The organism is Burkholderia sp. S-53, assembly GCF_025560745.1.
GTDB classification, from domain to species: domain Bacteria; phylum Pseudomonadota; class Gammaproteobacteria; order Burkholderiales; family Burkholderiaceae; genus Burkholderia; species Burkholderia pyrrocinia.
The window spans coordinates 887,809-904,941 of the sequence record NZ_CP090482.1; the positions used below are offsets into that span (position 1 = coordinate 887,809).

10 protein-coding genes are annotated in these 17,133 nt (G+C 68.7%); 8 read left to right on the top strand and 2 right to left on the bottom strand.

Going from position 1 to position 17,133, the window contains the following annotated elements; genetic code table 11:
- Positions 1-101: 101 nt before the first annotated feature.
- Positions 102-1,580, bottom strand: a complete 1,479-nt coding sequence (locus LXM88_RS03645) for a winged helix-turn-helix domain-containing protein (RefSeq protein ID WP_262530561.1) — start codon at positions 1,578-1,580, stop codon at positions 102-104.
- 15 nt (positions 1,581-1,595) lie between these two features.
- On the opposite strand from LXM88_RS03645, the gene LXM88_RS03650 reads away from it, so the two are divergent.
- Positions 1,596-7,022 carry a trifunctional serine/threonine-protein kinase/ATP-binding protein/sensor histidine kinase gene (locus tag LXM88_RS03650; protein WP_262530562.1) on the top strand — a complete coding sequence of 1,809 codons (5,427 nt, stop codon included), beginning with the start codon at positions 1,596-1,598 and terminating at the stop codon, positions 7,020-7,022.
- A 27-nt stretch (positions 7,023-7,049) separates the two neighbouring features.
- Here the strand turns inward: LXM88_RS03650 and LXM88_RS03655 are convergent, their stop codons facing one another.
- Positions 7,050-8,321 (bottom strand): NAD(P)/FAD-dependent oxidoreductase, encoded by a 1,272-nt coding sequence (locus LXM88_RS03655; protein WP_262530563.1) that lies wholly within the window; start codon positions 8,319-8,321, stop codon positions 7,050-7,052.
- A 218-nt stretch (positions 8,322-8,539) separates the two neighbouring features.
- Between LXM88_RS03655 and LXM88_RS03660 the strand changes: the two genes are divergently transcribed.
- The 7 genes from LXM88_RS03660 (at position 8,540) to LXM88_RS03690 (ending at position 17,111) form a co-directional block, all read left to right on the top strand.
- Positions 8,540-8,812, top strand: a complete 273-nt coding sequence (locus tag LXM88_RS03660; RefSeq protein ID WP_262530564.1) for a ubiquitin carboxyl-terminal hydrolase 14 — start codon at positions 8,540-8,542, stop codon at positions 8,810-8,812.
- A gap of 66 nt (positions 8,813-8,878) precedes the next feature.
- On the top strand, positions 8,879-10,003 hold the full coding sequence (locus LXM88_RS03665) for an FAD binding domain-containing protein (RefSeq protein ID WP_262530565.1): 1,125 nt from the start codon (positions 8,879-8,881) through the stop codon (positions 10,001-10,003).
- A gap of 415 nt (positions 10,004-10,418) precedes the next feature.
- The gene (locus LXM88_RS03670) at positions 10,419-11,699 is read left to right on the top strand and encodes a c-type cytochrome (protein ID WP_262530566.1); all 1,281 of its coding nucleotides are present in this window, start codon (positions 10,419-10,421) and stop codon (positions 11,697-11,699) included.
- Entirely contained in the window at positions 11,696-12,196 is a 501-nt protein-coding gene (locus LXM88_RS03675; protein WP_262530567.1) for a (2Fe-2S)-binding protein, read from the top strand. The genes LXM88_RS03670 and LXM88_RS03675 overlap by 4 nt, the downstream gene beginning before the upstream one ends.
- Entirely contained in the window at positions 12,196-14,457 is a 2,262-nt protein-coding gene (locus LXM88_RS03680) for a xanthine dehydrogenase family protein molybdopterin-binding subunit (RefSeq protein ID WP_262530568.1), read from the top strand. Before LXM88_RS03675 ends, LXM88_RS03680 begins: the two co-directional genes overlap by 1 nt.
- A gap of 76 nt (positions 14,458-14,533) precedes the next feature.
- Positions 14,534-15,451, top strand: a complete 918-nt coding sequence (locus tag LXM88_RS03685) for a LysR family transcriptional regulator (RefSeq protein ID WP_262530569.1) — start codon at positions 14,534-14,536, stop codon at positions 15,449-15,451.
- Positions 15,452-15,893: 442 nt separating this feature from the next.
- Positions 15,894-17,111: an MFS transporter gene (locus LXM88_RS03690; RefSeq protein ID WP_262530570.1), complete on the top strand. Its 1,218-nt coding sequence runs from the start codon at positions 15,894-15,896 to the stop codon at positions 17,109-17,111.
- Positions 17,112-17,133 lie beyond the last annotated feature (22 nt).

Sequence of the window (17,133 nt, forward strand, 5' to 3'; positions counted from 1 at the left end):
AATGGGAACCTGAAAATTGTGTCAATCCAGAACATCGCGACACAGCTTACGCCGCGTCGACAGGCGTTACCGCTGCGCGCCACGCCCGCGCGTCCCGTGTGTCATGCCCACGACCCTGCCGCCAGCCGCGGTTGCGCGGGCGCGGCCGGCGCCGGCGTAGCCGAGCGCTCTTCGCCGACGAAGGACGCGCACCGGGCATGGATGCGGCCGGCTTCGCCCGATTCCGCCAGCTTCTCGAGCGCATACGCACGCACGACCTCGAGCAGCGAATAGCGCTTCGAGAGTCCGACCGAATGGACGACCAGCAGCGATTTCGATGCAAGGCTGACCAGGCAGTCGAGCACCCGGGCGGCGCCCAGTTCGTCGCAGGCCGCCAGCGCGCACGCCGCGTCGAGCCGGAACGCATCCGGAAACGCCGCGAGGCGGCACAGCACGGTGCGCTCCGCTTCGCCGAGCAGCCTATAGCTCCACTCGATGGTGGCCCTGAGCGTCTGCTGGCGCGGATGGGCCGTACGCAGGCCGCCGGACAACGACAGCACGGACTTGTCGAGATCGGCTGCCAGCCCCTGGATCCCGAGCAACGCGACTCGGGCCGCGCCGAGTTCGAGCGCGAGCGGCAGGCCGCTCAGGCGGCGGCAGATGGACGCGATCGCGTCCAGCGTCTTCGCATCCGCGGGAATGTCGGTGCCCATTGCGCGCGCCCGGGCCAGAAACATGCGGACGGCGCCGCACGCGACGATCTCGCCGTCGTCCGCGCCGGCCGGCGGCACGGGCAGCGGCCCGACGCGATAGACGCGCTCGCCGGCGACACGCAGCGGTTCGCGGCTGGTCACGACGAGTATCGCGCCGGCATTCGCGTCCGCGATCGCTTCGCAGAGATCCGCCAGTTCGTCGACATGCTGCTCGGCGTTATCGAGCACCAGCATCACGCGCTGCCCGGCGATCGCGCGCACGACATCGGCCGGCCCGGCGGCCGGGCCGCCCGGCAGGTCGAGCGCGTCCAGCACCATGGACTCCAGCGTCGCGCCGCCCTGCCAGCCGGCGAGATCGATCCGGACCATCTCGATGCCGCGCACCGCCGACCAGGCCGTGGCGACCTCCAGCGCGAGATGCGTCTTGCCCACGCCGCCGGGGCCGACCAGCGTGACGAGCGCCTCGCATTCGAGCAGCGCGTGCAGCTCGGCCGCTTCCTGCTCGCGGCCGATCAGCGGACATTTGCGCGGCGCGGTGCCCGCGCGGGCGCCGCGCGCCGGCTCGATCCCGTCCGGCTGACGGTCGACATAGGCCAGGTCGGCCGGCGGCGCGAGCCGATAGCCGCGACCCGATTCGGTCCGTATCCACCCGTGCTTGCCGCCGAACAGCTTGCGCAGCGTCGAGATATGCACCTGGATGTTGTTCTCGACCACGATCGTGTTCGGCCACACCGCTTGCATGATCTCGTCCTTCGACACGAGCCTGCCCGCCGCCTTTACCAGCAGCTCGAGAATCTCGAATGCCCGGGCGCCGATATACCGTGGCTGCCCGTCGACGCAGACTTCGCGGCATTCAAGGGAAACCGTCACCTGCCCGAACGTATACATGATCCGCACTCGCTTATGCTGCTCCGCACCTTGCGCCGCCTCGCGAGGCGACACCCCCTGTTCCGCCCGCCGGACACGCATCGATGCGTGTCGGGAGGCTTGAAGCCATCGTATGGTGCGGCGGGCGCGCCGGCCATTATCTATAGGTTTAGTCGGGTACCGGCCGGCCCGGTCGTCGGGAACGGTGTGTGGCGGGTACTGCAAATTTCCTCAGGCTGGCGGACAATGCACGGGGCCGCCCGGACGGGCGCAACCCAGCCCGGCCGACCCCGTTTTTACGACCCGTTTTCACCCTGCTCCACCCAGCCTGCCCCCACCGTGAACCAACCCTTGCGCGACCCGGACCACATGAACCGAATGGATGCCGACTGGCTGGCACGCGCCCGCCTGTCGAACGCCGTCCGCTCGGGCGACGTGCTGCGGTTCGACCTGACCGACGCCGGAACGGGGCGCGAGTGGTCCGCGTGCCAGACCGGGTGGGAATCCGACCAGCGCTGCCGGCAGTTCGAGCACGAATATGCATTGAACGCAGCGCTGGAACCGGCGTGGGCGCTCATGCCGGTTGCGCTGATCCGCGCCGCTGACGGCCCGGTGCTCGTCTATCCTCGCCCGGACGTGCGTGCGTTCGACACGCTGGCTGACGGGCGGCTGCCGCTCGACGTCTTTCTCGACGCGGCGATCCAGGCCACGCGCACGCTCGGGGAGCTTCATCGGCGCGGCTGGCTGCATGGCGATCTGCAACCGTCCAGTTTCGTCATCGCACCGGACGGCACGGTCATGCTCCGCTCGTTCGCCCATGCGTGGGACCGTCGGACGGAACGACCCGCGGCGAGCACGATGCGCACCGATTTCGCGGCCTACGCGGCGCCCGAAGTCTCCGAAGACTCGTACGTCGACGAGCGCTCCGACCTGTATGCGTTCGGCATCACGCTGTTCCGCCTGCTGACGGGCTCGATGCCTTACAAGGCCACGTCGACGTCCGAATGGGTCCACGCGCACGTCGCCATGCAGCCAGCGCCGGCCACGGCCTTTCGCAACGACCTGCCTGCCGTCCTGAACGACCTGATCCTGAAACTGATCGCCAAGGAGCCCGCCGATCGCTACCCGTCCTGCGAAACGGTGCAGCACGATCTCGAACGTATCCTGCGCGACTGGCGGGCGGCCGGCCGCGTCGAGCCGTTCGCGCTCGGCGGCAGCGATCCGCTCGCCGGCTTGCATGCGCCCGACCTGCTGGTCGGCCGCGAAGCCGAATCCCGCCGGCTCGAAGCGGTGCTGGCGGCCGTATCGCGAACCGGCGAGACGGCCATCGTGCTGATCGACGGGCCGGCCGGCGTCGGCAAGACCGCGCTGGCGGAGGACTTCATGCGCCATGCGCGTGCGGCGTCGCATACGGCCTGGTGTACGTCGGCGAAGATCGATCAGTTCCAGCCCGCACGGCCCTACGCGCCCGTGCTGCAGGCATTGCGCACGCTGTTCGGCAGCGCGCTGGCCAGGCCCGACGACGAAATCGCGGCGATCGCCGCGCGGCTGCGCGACTGCGTGGGCCGTCAGGCCAGCCTGCTGTCCGGCATCTTCCCGGAGATTGCGTGGCTGCTCGATGTCGAGCCCGTCGCGTTCGACCATACCGATGCGATTCCGGAATTTCATCTATGCCAGATCGTCGTGAATGCGTTCCGTGCGTTCGCCGCGCCAGCCGAACCGCTCGTCATGGCGCTGGACGACATCCAGTGGGCCGACGACGCGACACTCGCGTTTCTTGCGTCGATCGCGGTCGATCCGCCGGCCAATTTCTGCATCGTGGCCGGTTATCGAAGCGGGCCGCAGCACGACCACTCGCCGGCCTTCCACCGCTTCCTGCAGCAGCTCGACCCCACCCGCCTGTCGGCGCTGACGCTGGCGCCGCTCGACGCACCCGATGTCACGCACATGCTGGCCGGCATGCTCCGGGAAGCGCCGGCCCGGCTGTCCGGGCTCGGCGACATCGTTCACCGCAGGACCGGCGGCAATCCGTTCTACATCCAGCAACTGCTGCGCACGCTGATCGACGAGCGGCTCCTCAGCTACGACCCGGCGGCGCAAACGTGGCAGTGGCATTCGGCCGACATCGACGCGCGCCACGTGACCGAGAATGTCGTGAGCCTGCTCGCGATCCGGATGCAGCGGCTGCCGCCTGAATCGAGAACGCTGCTGACGCTGCTGGCTTGTATCGGCACTGACGCCGACGACGCGCTGTTGTGCGCCGCCGCCGGCAAGACGTGGGCCGAACTCCGCTTCTGGATGGACCCTGTGCGGCAGGCGGGCCTCGTATCGCTCTCCGGCAACCGCTGGCGCTTCGTTCACGACCGCATCCTCGAGGCCGTCTACGCAGTCACCGGGCGGGCGGAGCGCACGCTGCGCCACGCCCGGATCGCCGCCGCGATGCTCGCGCGCATGGACGCGCAGTCGACCGAATCGCTGCTGGAACTCGCCGCCCAGATCGAGCAGGCGAAAACCGCACCGCTCGACGGCGCGCTCGCGCTCGCTTTCGCGAATGCGCTGGTCGCAGCCGCGGAAGCGGCGGCAACGGCCGCCGCGCGAGATCGCGCGCTGTCGTTGCTCGCGTCTGCGCAAGCGCTGCTCGGTCCGCACGCATGGTTGCAACACTACGGTCTCGCGAGCCGGATCGGCATCCTGCGCAGCGGACTGCTGCTCGCGACCGGCGAAGCCGCTCAGGCATCCGACGCGATCGACGAACTCATGGCACGTACGCGCACGCCGGCAGATCGCGCGGAGGCGCACCGGCTGAAGGCCGCGCAGCTCACGGTGGAGTCGCGCTACCGGCAGGCCGTCGACGTCGCGCTGGCCGGGCTGGCGCTGCTCGGCGTGAAACTGCCGGCCGAGCCGGCCGAGGCCGATCTCGCGGCGGCCTGCGATGCCGTGCGGGAAGCGCTCGACGGCCGCGCCATCCGCGATCTCGTCGACCTGCCGGTGATGACCGACACGCGCGTCGAAGCCACGATGGCGCTGCTGACCGCACTCGAAGCCGCGATGTTCTATCCGAGCGGCGGGCTGATGTTGCTGCATTTCGCGACGATGGTCCGGCTGACCCTGCGCCACGGCGTCACCGCCGCGTCGGTGCAGGGGCTCGCGTGGTACGGCGTCAGCATCGCGGGGCATCACGACGCGTACGAAGACGGCTTCGAATTCGCGAAGGTCGCGCTCGCGCTGGTCGATCGCCACGGCTTCGAGCGCTACCGCTCCGCGACGCTGATCGCGCTCGACCAGGTGAGCGTCTGGACCCAGCCGCTGCCGTACGCGCTCGACCGCGCGCGCGATGCGAAAGCGGCGGGCAATGCGAGCGCCGAGCTGCGCTGGATGTGCTACAGCTGCAACCATATCGTCAGCGATCTGCTGTCGATGGGCGAAGCGCTGCCGGCGATCCGCGACGAAATCGATCCGCTGCTGCAGATCGCGCGCGGCGCGCGTTACGACGACATCGTCGACCTCGTGTCCACCCAGTCCGAATTCGTCGATGCGCTGCAGCTCGGCCACCACCGGCCGATCGGCACCTGGCGCGCCCGTGCGTCGACGAAGACGCCGATGTCGGTCCTGCAGTTCTGGACCGACGTGCTCGCCGGCCAGGCGGCCTTCATCTACGGCGACGCGGATGCGGCGCGTGCGTCGCTCGATGCAGCCGCATCGAGCGCGTGGTCGACGCCCGCGCACATCATGCTGTCCGACTTCCACCTGTTCGGCGTGCTGGCCGGCATCGCGAGCGACCGCGGCGCCACGCCGCCCGAGCGGCTGCTCGAACGCCATGCGCCGCAACGCGCCCGCTTCGCCGCGTGGAGCGAACGCAATCCGGCGACGTTCCGCAACAAGCTCGCGCTGATCGATGCCGAATTCGCGCGCGTGCGCGGCGACCATATCGTCGCGATGCAGCAGTACGAGGCATCGGCCAGCCTCGCGGCGGAACACGGTTTCGTGCACGAACAGGCGCTCGCGCACGAACTGGCCGCGCATCACGCCACGTCGCTCGGGCTCGCCGGCCCCGCGCGCCACCAACTGCGGCTCGCCCATGCGTGCTACCGGCGCTGGGGCGCGGCCGGCAAGGCGCAGGCGATGGAAGCGCAGCATCCGTTCCTCGTGATGGACCCGTCGCCGGGCGGCCCGGCCATGCCCGCGCGCGAAGATCTCGATTTCTCGCTCGCGATGCGCGCGGCCCATTCGCTGTCCGAGGAGATCGTGCTGGAGCGCCTGATCCAGACGCTGATGCGCAACATGATCGTGTACGCCGGCGCACGCCATGGCCTGCTGCTGCTCGCCCGGCACGACCGGCTGACGATCGAGGCGACCGCGCGCATCGTCGGCAGCGACGTGATCGTCGATATTGCCCGCGGCGAACCCACCGAGCAGGATGTCCCGCTGTCGATCCTGAACACCGTCGCCCGGACCCGCAAGCCGGTCGTGCTCGCGAACGCGCAGCGCGAAGGCGTGCCCGACCACGCCGACAGCCTGCGCGCGCACCCGACGCGCTCGCTGTTCTGCCTGCCGTTGTTGAAGCAGGGTGCGCTGATCGGCGTGCTGTATCTCGAGAATGCATTGTCCAACGGCGTGTTTTCGCCGCGGCGCATCGCGATGCTGGAAGTGCTCGCGCCGCAAGCGGCCAATGCGCTCGAATCCGCCCGGCTCTATGCGGAACTGATCGACGAGAACGCGCGCCGGCTCGAGACCGAGGCCGCGCTGCGGCATGCACGGACCGAGCTCGCGCGCACCGCGCACATGACGGTGATGGGCGAACTGGCCGCGTCGATCGCGCACGAGATCAATCAGCCTCTGACGAGCATCGTGTCGAGCGTCGGCGCGTGCATGCGCTGGCTGCGCGGCACGCAACCCGATCTCGGCGAAGCGCTCGCGAGCCTCGAGGACATCCGCGCGTCCGGCGTGCGTGCGGCCGACATCGTCCGCGCGTTGCGATCGCTCGCGCGCCAGGCACCGCCCGCACTGGCGCCGCTCGCGATCGACGACCTGATTCGCGACATGCTGCATCTCACCGCGACCGAAATCGACGCGAAGCAGGTCGCGCTGCGCGTCGACCTGAATTGCAACGACATCCGCGTGATGGCGGATCGCACCCAGCTCCAGCAGGTGATCCTGAACCTGGTCACCAACGCGCTCGACGCGATGGACGGACTCGCCACGGCGTGCGAACTCGAGATCGCGTCGCACGTTGACGACGGTTACGCAGTCGTCTCCGTTGCCGACCGCGGCCCCGGCATCGATGCCGGGATCGCGAACCGGATCTTCGATCCGTTCTTCACGACGAAATCGCACGGCATGGGGATGGGCCTCGCGATCTGCCGATCGATCGTCGAAGCGCATGGCGGCACGCTCGAAGCCGCGCCGCGCGACGGGGGCGGCACCGTGCTGACGTTCCGGCTGCCGATTTCCGTGACACGCTGACGCAAGGAGCGAACGCGCGGCTCAGGCTCAGGTGCCGCTCCGCCGATGCGCGTCTTCGCCGAGGAACCGGTGCACGAACGTCACGGCCATCGCCCCTTCGCCGACCGCCGACGCCACCCGCTTGACCGACCCCGACCGGACGTCGCCCGCCGCGAACGAACCGGGCACGCTCGTTTCCAGATAGTAGGGCCGACGCTCGAGCGGCCACACGCGCTCGAATGCCGGGCAGTCGTACAGATCGCTGCCGGTCACCAGATAGCCGCCCGGATTGCGGATGATGTTCGTATCCCGGGCCCATTCGGTGTTCGGCGCACCGCCGATGCAGACGAACAGGTGCGTGGCCGGCAGCACGTCGCGCGCACCGTCTTCCGAACGAATCACGATCGCTTCGAGCCGGCCGTCGCCATGCAGCGCGTCGACGGTCGAACAGTACCGCACCGTCACGTTCGGCATGCGCTCGATGCGGTCGATCAGGTAGCGCGACAACGTCGCCGCCAGCGACGTGCCCCTGACGATCATCGTGACTTCGCGCGCGTGCCGCGCGAAGTTCATCGCGGCCTGCCCCGCCGAATTGCCGCCGCCGACGATGAACACATGCTTGCCTTCGCACATCGGCGCTTCGCTCGACCCCGCGCCGTAGAACAGGCCGGCGTTGAGAAACTTCTGTTCGTCGGGCAGGCCGAGACTGCGGTATTCGATCCCGGTTGCGCAGATGTTCGAGCGCGCGGTCAGGATCGAGCCGTCGGCCAGGTCGACGCGAATCTTGCCGTCGACGAACGTCGCGTGCACGCCCTCGCGCATCATCAGCAACTCGACGCCGAACTTGACCGCCTGCTGGCGCGCGCGCTCGGCCAGTTCGGCGCCCGGAATGCCCTCCGGGAACCCCATGTAATTCTCGATCAGCGAACTCGTTCCGGCCTGCCCGCCGATGGCGTCGCGTTCGATCACGACGGCCCGCAGCCCTTCCGACGCCGCGTAGACGGCCGCCGACAGGCCGGCCGGACCGGCGCCGTAAATCGACACGTCGTACTCGATGAAACGCGGCCGGGCGACCCAGCCGAGCTTGGCGGCAATCTCCGGCAGCGTCGGCTGGAAGATGCACGAGCCGTCCGGAAAGATGACGGCCGGCAACCGGATGTCGCGCAGCGGCGCGATGCCCAGCTCGCGCGCGCAATCGCTGTCGGACGTCAACTCGCACCATTCGTACTCGACCACGCCGCGCTTCAGGAAGTCGCGGATTGCATAGGCCTCCTTGCTGTTCGGCAAGCCGATTACCTTGACATGCTGCGACTGAGTCATAAGCGCCTCCCGATGACCGCCATGTCGGATCCCGGCCGGATATCGGGCCGGCCGCACTCGTGACTGTACGTCCCCCTGCCCTCCGGGCCGACACGCTTCATAAGAATTAAGGTCGCGCTCGCGACACGACCGTCCACAATGAACCGTATCCAACCCAGCTTGCAGCTTCGCGCCGGCCGCGCTGCGAGCGATCTCCGGCGCCGGCATCGGAGCGAAAGATGGCCACGACCTGCACCCATCTTGCAGAAGCACGCATCCTGACCACCGACAAGGACTACTGCGAGGAATGCGTGAAGTCCGGCAGCCGGTGGGTGCATTTGCGCCTGTGCCTGACCTGCGGGCACGTCGGCTGTTGCGACTCGTCACCGAATCGCCACGCCAGCCGGCATTTTCACGAAACGACTCACCCGCTCGCGCGTTCGATCGAGCCCGGCGAGCGCTGGGTCTGGTGCTATGCGGACGACGTCGTGGCCGGCGAAATCGCGTCGTAGCGCACAACGCATCACGCCGACCGGCCGGCGACGCGCGCCGCCGGCCGAACACGGGAGTCACGCACGATGAAGATAGTCATTGCAGGCGGATCGATCGCGGGGCTCGCGGCCGCGCTGACGCTCGATTGCATCGGACACGACGTCACGGTCTGCGAGCGCTCGCCGTCCCCGCTGCGCGGCCAGGGCGGCGGCGTGGCCGTGCTGCGGCGCATGATGTCGTTTCTCGAACAGCATGGCCGGCATTGCCGCCAGATGATCAGCGTGCCGACGCATCGGCGGCGCTGGATCGATCGCGACGGCGTCGTCACGCGCGACGAACCCGAAATGCTGCCGTTTTCGTCGTGGGACGCCGTCTACCGCTCGCTGTGCGAGACGCTGCCGCGCGGGCGCATCCAGTACGGCCGCACGGTCACCGGTTTCGACCAGGACGCGGACGGTGTCGACGTACACGTCGACGACGAACGCATCCGCGCGGATGTGCTGATTGCCGCCGACGGTGCCGGCTCGCACCTGCGCGCGCACCTCTTCCCCGGCTATACGCCATCGTTTGCCGGCTACCTCGCATGGCGCGGCATCGTCGACGAAGCCGAATTCGACGCCGCGTCGATCGCATCGCTGGTCGAGAACATGACGCTTCACAAGGCGCCGGGCGAGCTGTTCATGGCATTCCTGATTCCCGCGCTCGACGGCTCGCTCGCGCCGGGCGCGCGCCGGTTCAACTGGCTCTGGTATCGCAACGAAGCCGATCGCGACGCGCTGCGCCGGCACCTGACCGATCGCGCCGGCCACGTTCATCACGCGTCCGTGCATCCGGGGCAGCTTTCCGACGACACCGTCGCGACGCTGCGGCAACTCGCCGGCGAACGGCTGCCCGCATCCCTGTCGCAACTGGTGCTCGCGACGTCCGCGCCATTCAACCAGGCGATTTTCGACGCACTGAGTCCCGGCTTCGTCGGCGGCCGCGTCGCACTGATCGGCGACGCGGCCTGCACCGTGCGCCCCCATACGGCTTCCGGCACGTCGAAGGCGGCGAGCGATGCCGTGTCGCTCGCCGAAGCGTTGCCGGCCGATGCGACCGATGTCGTCGAGCGCCTCGCGCAATGGTCGGCCCGGCGGCGGGAGGAAGTGACGTCGTTGCTCGACAAGGGTCCGCAACTTGCCGCGGCGTTCGGCCTCGGCACGCCGCGCTGACGCATGAACGCAAGCGCCGGAACGGCCCGTGCGCCCGTTCAGAACGTTTCAGCGCAGCTTCAGGAAATGGCGTCGGCGCCCGCGTAGACTGCCTCCACCAACGAGCGCGCAGGCCACGGCCCGCGCGCGGCCACCACCCCTGGAGTAACGACATGATCTCCGTCGCGAATCGCTGCCGCCGGGCAGGCTTGCCATCGCCGAATCGATCGGCGATGCAGCGCCGCCATCCGGCGGCGCCGACCGGAACGACCGTCGCGAGCGCGCGCAAGTCCGGCCACGCACGCTGGCCCGCCCGTCGCGGCAACCGGATCCGCAGTGCCGCGTACGATCGTCATGCGGGCACGCGCAGCCGATGTGCTGTCTATTGCCCGGCCTGTCGAACGATGCCGGACGCACCGGTCCGCGTGGAGCGCGCATGAAGCACAAACGGCTCTGGTTTGGCGCCGCAGGCATCGCGATCGTCGGCCTGGCGGTCGCGATCGGCATCATGGTTCGGCCGTCGATCGCGCCGATCGATCCGCCTGCCCGCGCGTCGTTCGATCCGCAACTGATCAAGGCCGGCGCGCGCGTGGTCGCACTCGGCGATTGCATCGTCTGCCACACCGCGAAGGACGGCAAGCCATTTGCCGGCGGGCTGCCGCTCGCGACGCCGTTCGGCACGATCTACGCGACCAACATCACGCCGGACGCCGACACCGGCATCGGCCGCTGGTCGCGTGACGCGTTCGCGCGCGCGCTGCGCAGCGGCATCGCCCGCGACGGCCATCCGCTCTACCCGGCGTTTCCGTACATTCACTTCACGCGTATGTCCGACGACGACATCGCGGCCGCGTACGCGTACCTGATGACCCGCGAGCCGGTCCAAACGAAGACGCCCGCGAACGACCTGATCTTCCCGCTCAACTTCCGGCCGCTGGTCGCGTTCTGGAACGTGCTGTTCCTGCGCGAGGGCGCGTACCGGCCGGACCCGTCGCAATCCGCGCAATGGAATCGCGGCAAGCTGCTCGTCGACGGCCTCGGACACTGCGCATCCTGCCATTCGCCGCTGAATGCGATCGGCGGAGAAGAGGCCGGCAAGGCGTTCGACGGCGGCATCGTCGACGGCTGGGAAGCACCACCGCTCAATACGCTCGGCAACGCGGTCCACCCGTGGACGCAGGCGCAACTGGTCACGTACCTGCGCACCGGCCGCGCGAGCGAGCACGGCGCGGCCGCCGGACCGATGCTGCCCGTCACGCGCGATCTCGCGACGGTGCCGGTCGAGGATGTCGAAGCCATCGCGGCCTATGTCCTGTCGATCCAGAAGCCGGCCGCCGCACGGCCCGCGACGACCGCCGTCGAGCGCCATGCGACGACGCCCGCCGGCCAGCGCGGTGCGGTGCTGTTCCAGGCGTCGTGCGCGCAGTGCCACGGGCCTGCAGCGCCGATGCAGTCGATCGGCGAGCGGCCGACGCTCGCGTCCAGCACGGCGATCGCCGCCGACACGCCGCGCAACGCGATCCAGATGATGTTCAACGGGATCGGCTGGCATGGCGAGGACACGCTGAACTACATGCCGTCCTACCTCGACCAGTACGACGACGCGCAGATCGCGGACCTTGCCGCCTACATCCGCGAGACCTACTCCGATCGCCCCGCGTGGAGCGGCATCGATACCCTGGCCGCGAAACTCAGAAAGGAGGACAGCGCGCGATGATCACCCTCACCGTGAATGGCGTGCGGCACACGCTCGACATCGATCCGTCCACGCCGCTCCTTTACGCGCTGCGCAACGACCTGCACCTGCACGGCGCGAAGTTCGGCTGCGGCCTCGGACAATGCGGCGCGTGCACCGTGATCGTCGACGACAAGCCGATGTTCTCGTGCCTGATCCCGGTCGCCGCGATCGCCGAGCGCCGCGTCAGGACCGTCGAGAGCCTCGGCACCGCCGAGCATCCGGGCAAGCTTCAGCAGGCGTTCATCGATCATCAGGCGGCGCAGTGCGGTTACTGCATCGCGGGCATGATCATGCGCGCGCAGGCGCTGCTCGAACGCAAACCGAAACCGACCGAACAGGAACTGCGCACGCACATGGAACCGAATCTGTGCCGTTGCGGCACCCACATGCGGATCCTGGCGGCCGTGCGCCAGGTCTCGGGCTTGCCGGACCCGGAACCGGCAGCCGCTCCGGTCATGATCAGCAAGGGGCTCTGATGAACCCACCCGACGACATCGACGAAGGCCGCCGGCACTTCATGGTTTCCGGCGCGCTCTTCGTCGCGTTCAGCCTCGCGCCGGCCGCGCGCGCCGCCGCCGAGGTCGTGATCGCAGACGAAGGCGCCGCCGTCCACGTGGCCAAGGCCACCGAAACGCTGGCCGGCAGCCTGAAGACCAATCCGCTGCTAGACGCGTGGATCAAGATCACGCCCGACGGCAAGGTCACCGTGTTCACCGGCAAGGTCGAGCTCGGCACCGGCGTGCGTACCGCGTTGCTGCAGGTGGCCGCCGAGGAACTGAACATGAAGCCGTCGCTGATCACGTTCCTGACCGCCGACACCGGCGCGTCGCCGGACGAGGGCTTGACGGCCGGCAGCCACACGATGGCGGACAGCGGCTCCGCGTTGCTGAACGCCGCCGCGCAGGTGCGCGGGCTGCTGGTCGACGGCGCGGCGAAGCAGTTCGGCGTCGAGCCGCGCCTGCTTACCGTCGCCGACGCGGTCATCAAGGCGCCGGACGGCCGCACGATGCGCTACGGCGACGCGGTCCGGACCGTCGACCTGCATCGCAACGCGACGCCGACGTCGCCGTTGAAGAGCCCGGCCACGTTCGCCGTGATCGGCACGTCGCTGCCGCGCGTCGACATCCCGAACAAGGTCACGGGCGGCGTCAGCTACGTGCAGGACATGGAACTGCCCGGCATGCTGCATGCGCGCGTCGTGATGCCGCCGGTGTACGACGCGAAACTGCTGTCGTTCGACGAAGCCGCGATCCTGAAGATGCCGGGTGTCGTGCGGATCGTGCGCAACGGCAGCATGCTCGCGGTCGTCGCGCAGGGCGAATGGCAGGCGGTCGTCGCGCAGCGCGCACTGGCCGCCGGCTGCCGCTGGTCGCCCGGCCGGGCGCTGCCCGATCGCAATACGGTTCATCAGGACCTGAAGCGGATCGCGACGCAGCGCATCGAGATCGCCAATACGCATGCGCAAACCGCGCCGGCCGCGAAGACGCTGAGCGCCACGTTCCTGAAGAACTACCTGCTGCACGGCTCGATCGGGCCGTCCTGTTCGGTCGCGCATCTCGAGAACGGCACGCTGACCGTGTGGACCCACTCGCAGGGCGTGTACCCGCTCCGCGATGCGCTCGCCGAGATGCTGTCGATGCCGAAGGCGAGCGTTCGCTGCATTCACACCGAGGGCTCCGGCTGCTACGGGCACAACGGCGCGGACGACGTAGCCGCGCATGCGGCGCTGATCGCGGCCGCGATGCCCGGCAAGCCGATCCGCGTCCAGTGGATGCGCGAGCAGGAACATACGTGGGACCACTTCACGCCGGCGATGGTCACGGAGCTCAGCGCATCGCTCGACGCGAGCGGCCGCATCGTCGACTGGAACTACGCGCTGTGGAGCAGCTCGCACAACGAGCGCATCGTCAATGCCGGCCGGCTGCTGCCCGCGCGGATGCTCGAACCGCCGTTCGTCTCCGCGCCGTCGACGCCGATGCTGCAGCCCGAGGGCGGCGGCGATCGCAACGCGATCCCGCTGTACGCACTGCCGAACATGCACATCGTCAACAACTTCTCGCCGACGATGCCGCTGCAGACTTCGGCGATGCGCTCGCTCGGCGCGCACACGAACGTCTGGGCGATCGAGAGCTTCATGGACGAGCTGGCGCACGCCGCCGGCGTCGATCCGGTCGAATTCCGGCTGCGTCACATGCAGGATCATCGCGCGAGCCAGGTGATCAAGCTCGTCGCGACCAAGTTCGGCTGGCCCCGGCCGCCGCGCGAACGCAACCGCGGCGTCGGCTTCGCATTCGGCAAATACAAGAACCTGATGGCCTACGTCGCGATCGCGGTCGAGGTGTCGGTCGTTCCGGAAACCGGCCAGGTGACGCTCGAACGTGCGGAAGCGGCCGTCGACGCCGGCCAGGTCGTATCGCCCGACGGCATTCGCAACCAGATCGAGGGTGGCATCATCCAGTCCGCGAGCTGGACGCTGTACGAGGCACTGAAATACGATACGCAACGCGTGCGCAGCTTCGACTGGAGCAGCTATCCGATTCTCCGCTTCGACGCCGCACCGCAAAGCGTCAAGGTGCATCTGATCAATCGTCCGAGCGCACCGTTCCTCGGCGCGGCCGAGGCGTCGATGGGGCCGACCGCGGGCGCGCTCGCAAACGCCATCTTCGACGCGACCGGCCAGCGCGTGCGCGAAATGCCGTTTGCCGGCGAAGGGCTCAGGAAACGCATCGACGCGTAGCGGCATCACACGACCACGACAAATCGCGCCGGCATGCACAGGCGCGGGCAACAAACAGGCTGGAGAGCTCTGAACGATGGATACCTTGCTTTCGATGCGCGTATTTACGCGCATCGTCGAGACGGGCAGCTTCACGCGCGCGTCGGACACGACCGGACTCACGACGCCGCGCGTGTCCGCGCTGCTGAGCACGCTCGAACAGCATCTCGGCTGCCGGCTGCTGAACCGCACGACCCGCCGGATTTCACTGACCGAGGACGGGCAGGCCTATTACGAACGCTGCGTCGGCGTGCTGCGCGAAATCGACGACATGGAAGCGGCCGTCTCGCAGGCGCGCAACGTGCCGCGCGGCCGTCTGAAAGTGAACCTGCCGCCGGCCATGGCGAAGCAGATCATGGTGCCCGCGCTGCCCGAATTTCTCGCTGCCCATCCGGGCATCATGGTCGAACTCGGCGTGACCGATCGCCAGATCGACCTCGTCGGCGAGGGTGTCGATTGCGTCGTGCGGATCGGCGCGCTCGACGATTCGGGACTGGTCGCGAAACGGATCGGCAGCCTGACCACCTGCACGTGCGCGGCCCCCGCGTATCTCGAACGATGCGGCGCGCCCGAAACGGTGGACGATCTCGCGCAGCACATCGCGGTCAGCCACATCTCGGCCGATACGGGCCGGCCCCGGCCCTGGGATTACGTCGTCGACGGCGAAACGCGGATCATCCAGATGTGCGGCACGGTCGCGGTCAACGACGCCGACACCTACATCGCGTGCGGCGTCGCAGGCATCGGCCTGATCAAGACCTCGCTGTACCTGGTCGAGCCGTATCTGCAGTCGGGGCGCCTGCGTGAGGTGCTGACCGATTTCAACACGCCGCCGCGGCCGATCTCGATCCTTTATCCGCCCAATCGCCATACGCCCGTCAAGCTGAAGGTCTTCGTCGACTGGCTCGCGGGGCTGTTCGCGCAGATTCCGACGCTGCAGGGCAAGCGCAGCTGAAGCCGGCGCGTCGTGCCGCCGCGCGCACCGCATGAAACAAGTGATTTAAGACGCGGTTTAAGACTATTCAGTCGGCTCGATCCAGACTGGCCTCATCGGGCTTCGCGATCCGCGATATCCGCGCCGGAAGCCCGTTTCGAGAGGCGCATCATGACGATCGCGACCGCCGCACCGTCCGTCCAGGCGGTTTTCGATGCCCTCAGTCCGCCCTTCGCCGCCGGCCGCTTCGCGTCGGCCAGCCTCGGCGCGTGCGCATGAACCCGCGCACGGTCCGGCCGCTTTGCGCGGCGCGCAATGCTCGATTGCGCGCCAGGCGTATTCCCTTTTTATCGATCGATCAATAATCTTGACGGCAATGCGGCGGCTTCCGTTTCGCCGCGACGGCAATCGTAACGCCCGCCCGACGAACGGGCACCCGACATCTCTTTCCAAGGAGTCGACCATGTCAGCAGAATCCACCCCGGTCGCGGCCCACGGGCACGCGACGAAGCTCACGCAGGGCCTCATCCTGCTGTTCGCGTTCAGTTGCGGCGCGATCGTCGCGAACCTGTATTACGCGCAACCGATCACCGAACTCATCGCGCCCAGCCTGCACATGTCCGGCGAAACCGCGAGCCTGATCGTGTCGCTGACGCAGATCGGCTACGCGCTCGGCCTGTTCTTCATCGTGCCGCTCGGCGACCTGCTCGAGAACCGCAAGCTGATGATCGTCACGGCCGTCGTGTCGATCGCGAGCCTCGCGGCGGCCGCGGTCGTGCAGACGCCCGGGCTGTTCCTCGCGATCTCGCTGCTGGTCGGCTTCAGCTCGGTCGCCGTGCAGATCCTGGTGCCGCTCGCCGCGCACCTCGCGCCGGATCATTCGCGCGGCCGCGTGGTCGGCACGATCATGAGCGGGCTGCTGCTCGGCATCCTGCTCGCACGCCCGCTGTCGAGCGTGGTGGCCGACGCGTTCGGCTGGCGCTTCGTGTTCGCTGCCGCCGCCGTGCTGATGACGCTCGTGACGGCCGTGCTCGCGCTGACGATCCCGTCGCGCCAGCCCGATCACCGCGCAACCTACTTCGAACTGATCGGCTCGCTGCTGCATCTGGTCCGCACGATGCCGGTGCTGCGCCATCGCGCGTTCTACCAGGGCCTGATGTTCGCGTCGTTCAGCCTGTTCTGGACCGCCGTGCCGGTCGAGCTGACGCGTCACTACGGGCTGTCGCAAACCGCCATCGGCCTGTTCGCGCTCGTCGGTGCGATCGGCGCGACGTCGGCGCCGGTCGCCGGCCGCCTCGCGGATGCCGGCCATACCGTGCGGGCGACGCTGATCTCGCTGGTTGCCGGCACGCTGTCGTACGCGGTCGCGCTGATCCACGGCGCCGGCCTGTATGGCCTCGTGGTCACCGGCATCGTGCTCGATTTCGCGGTGCAGATGAACATGGTGCTCGGCCAGCGCGAGATCTACGCGCTGCATGCGGCGAGCCGCAACCGCCTGAACGCGCTGTACATGACCAGCATCTTCGTCGGCGGCGCCGTCGGCTCCGCGCTCGCGAGCCCGCTGTACGAGCATGGCGGCTGGCCGCTCGTCGCCGCGGTCGCCGGCGCGTTCCCGATCGTTGCGCTTGCTCACTACCTCGTGATCGGGCGTCCGCACGCGGAACGCCACGCACGGACCTGAACCGGCGCCGGCACCGGTTCAC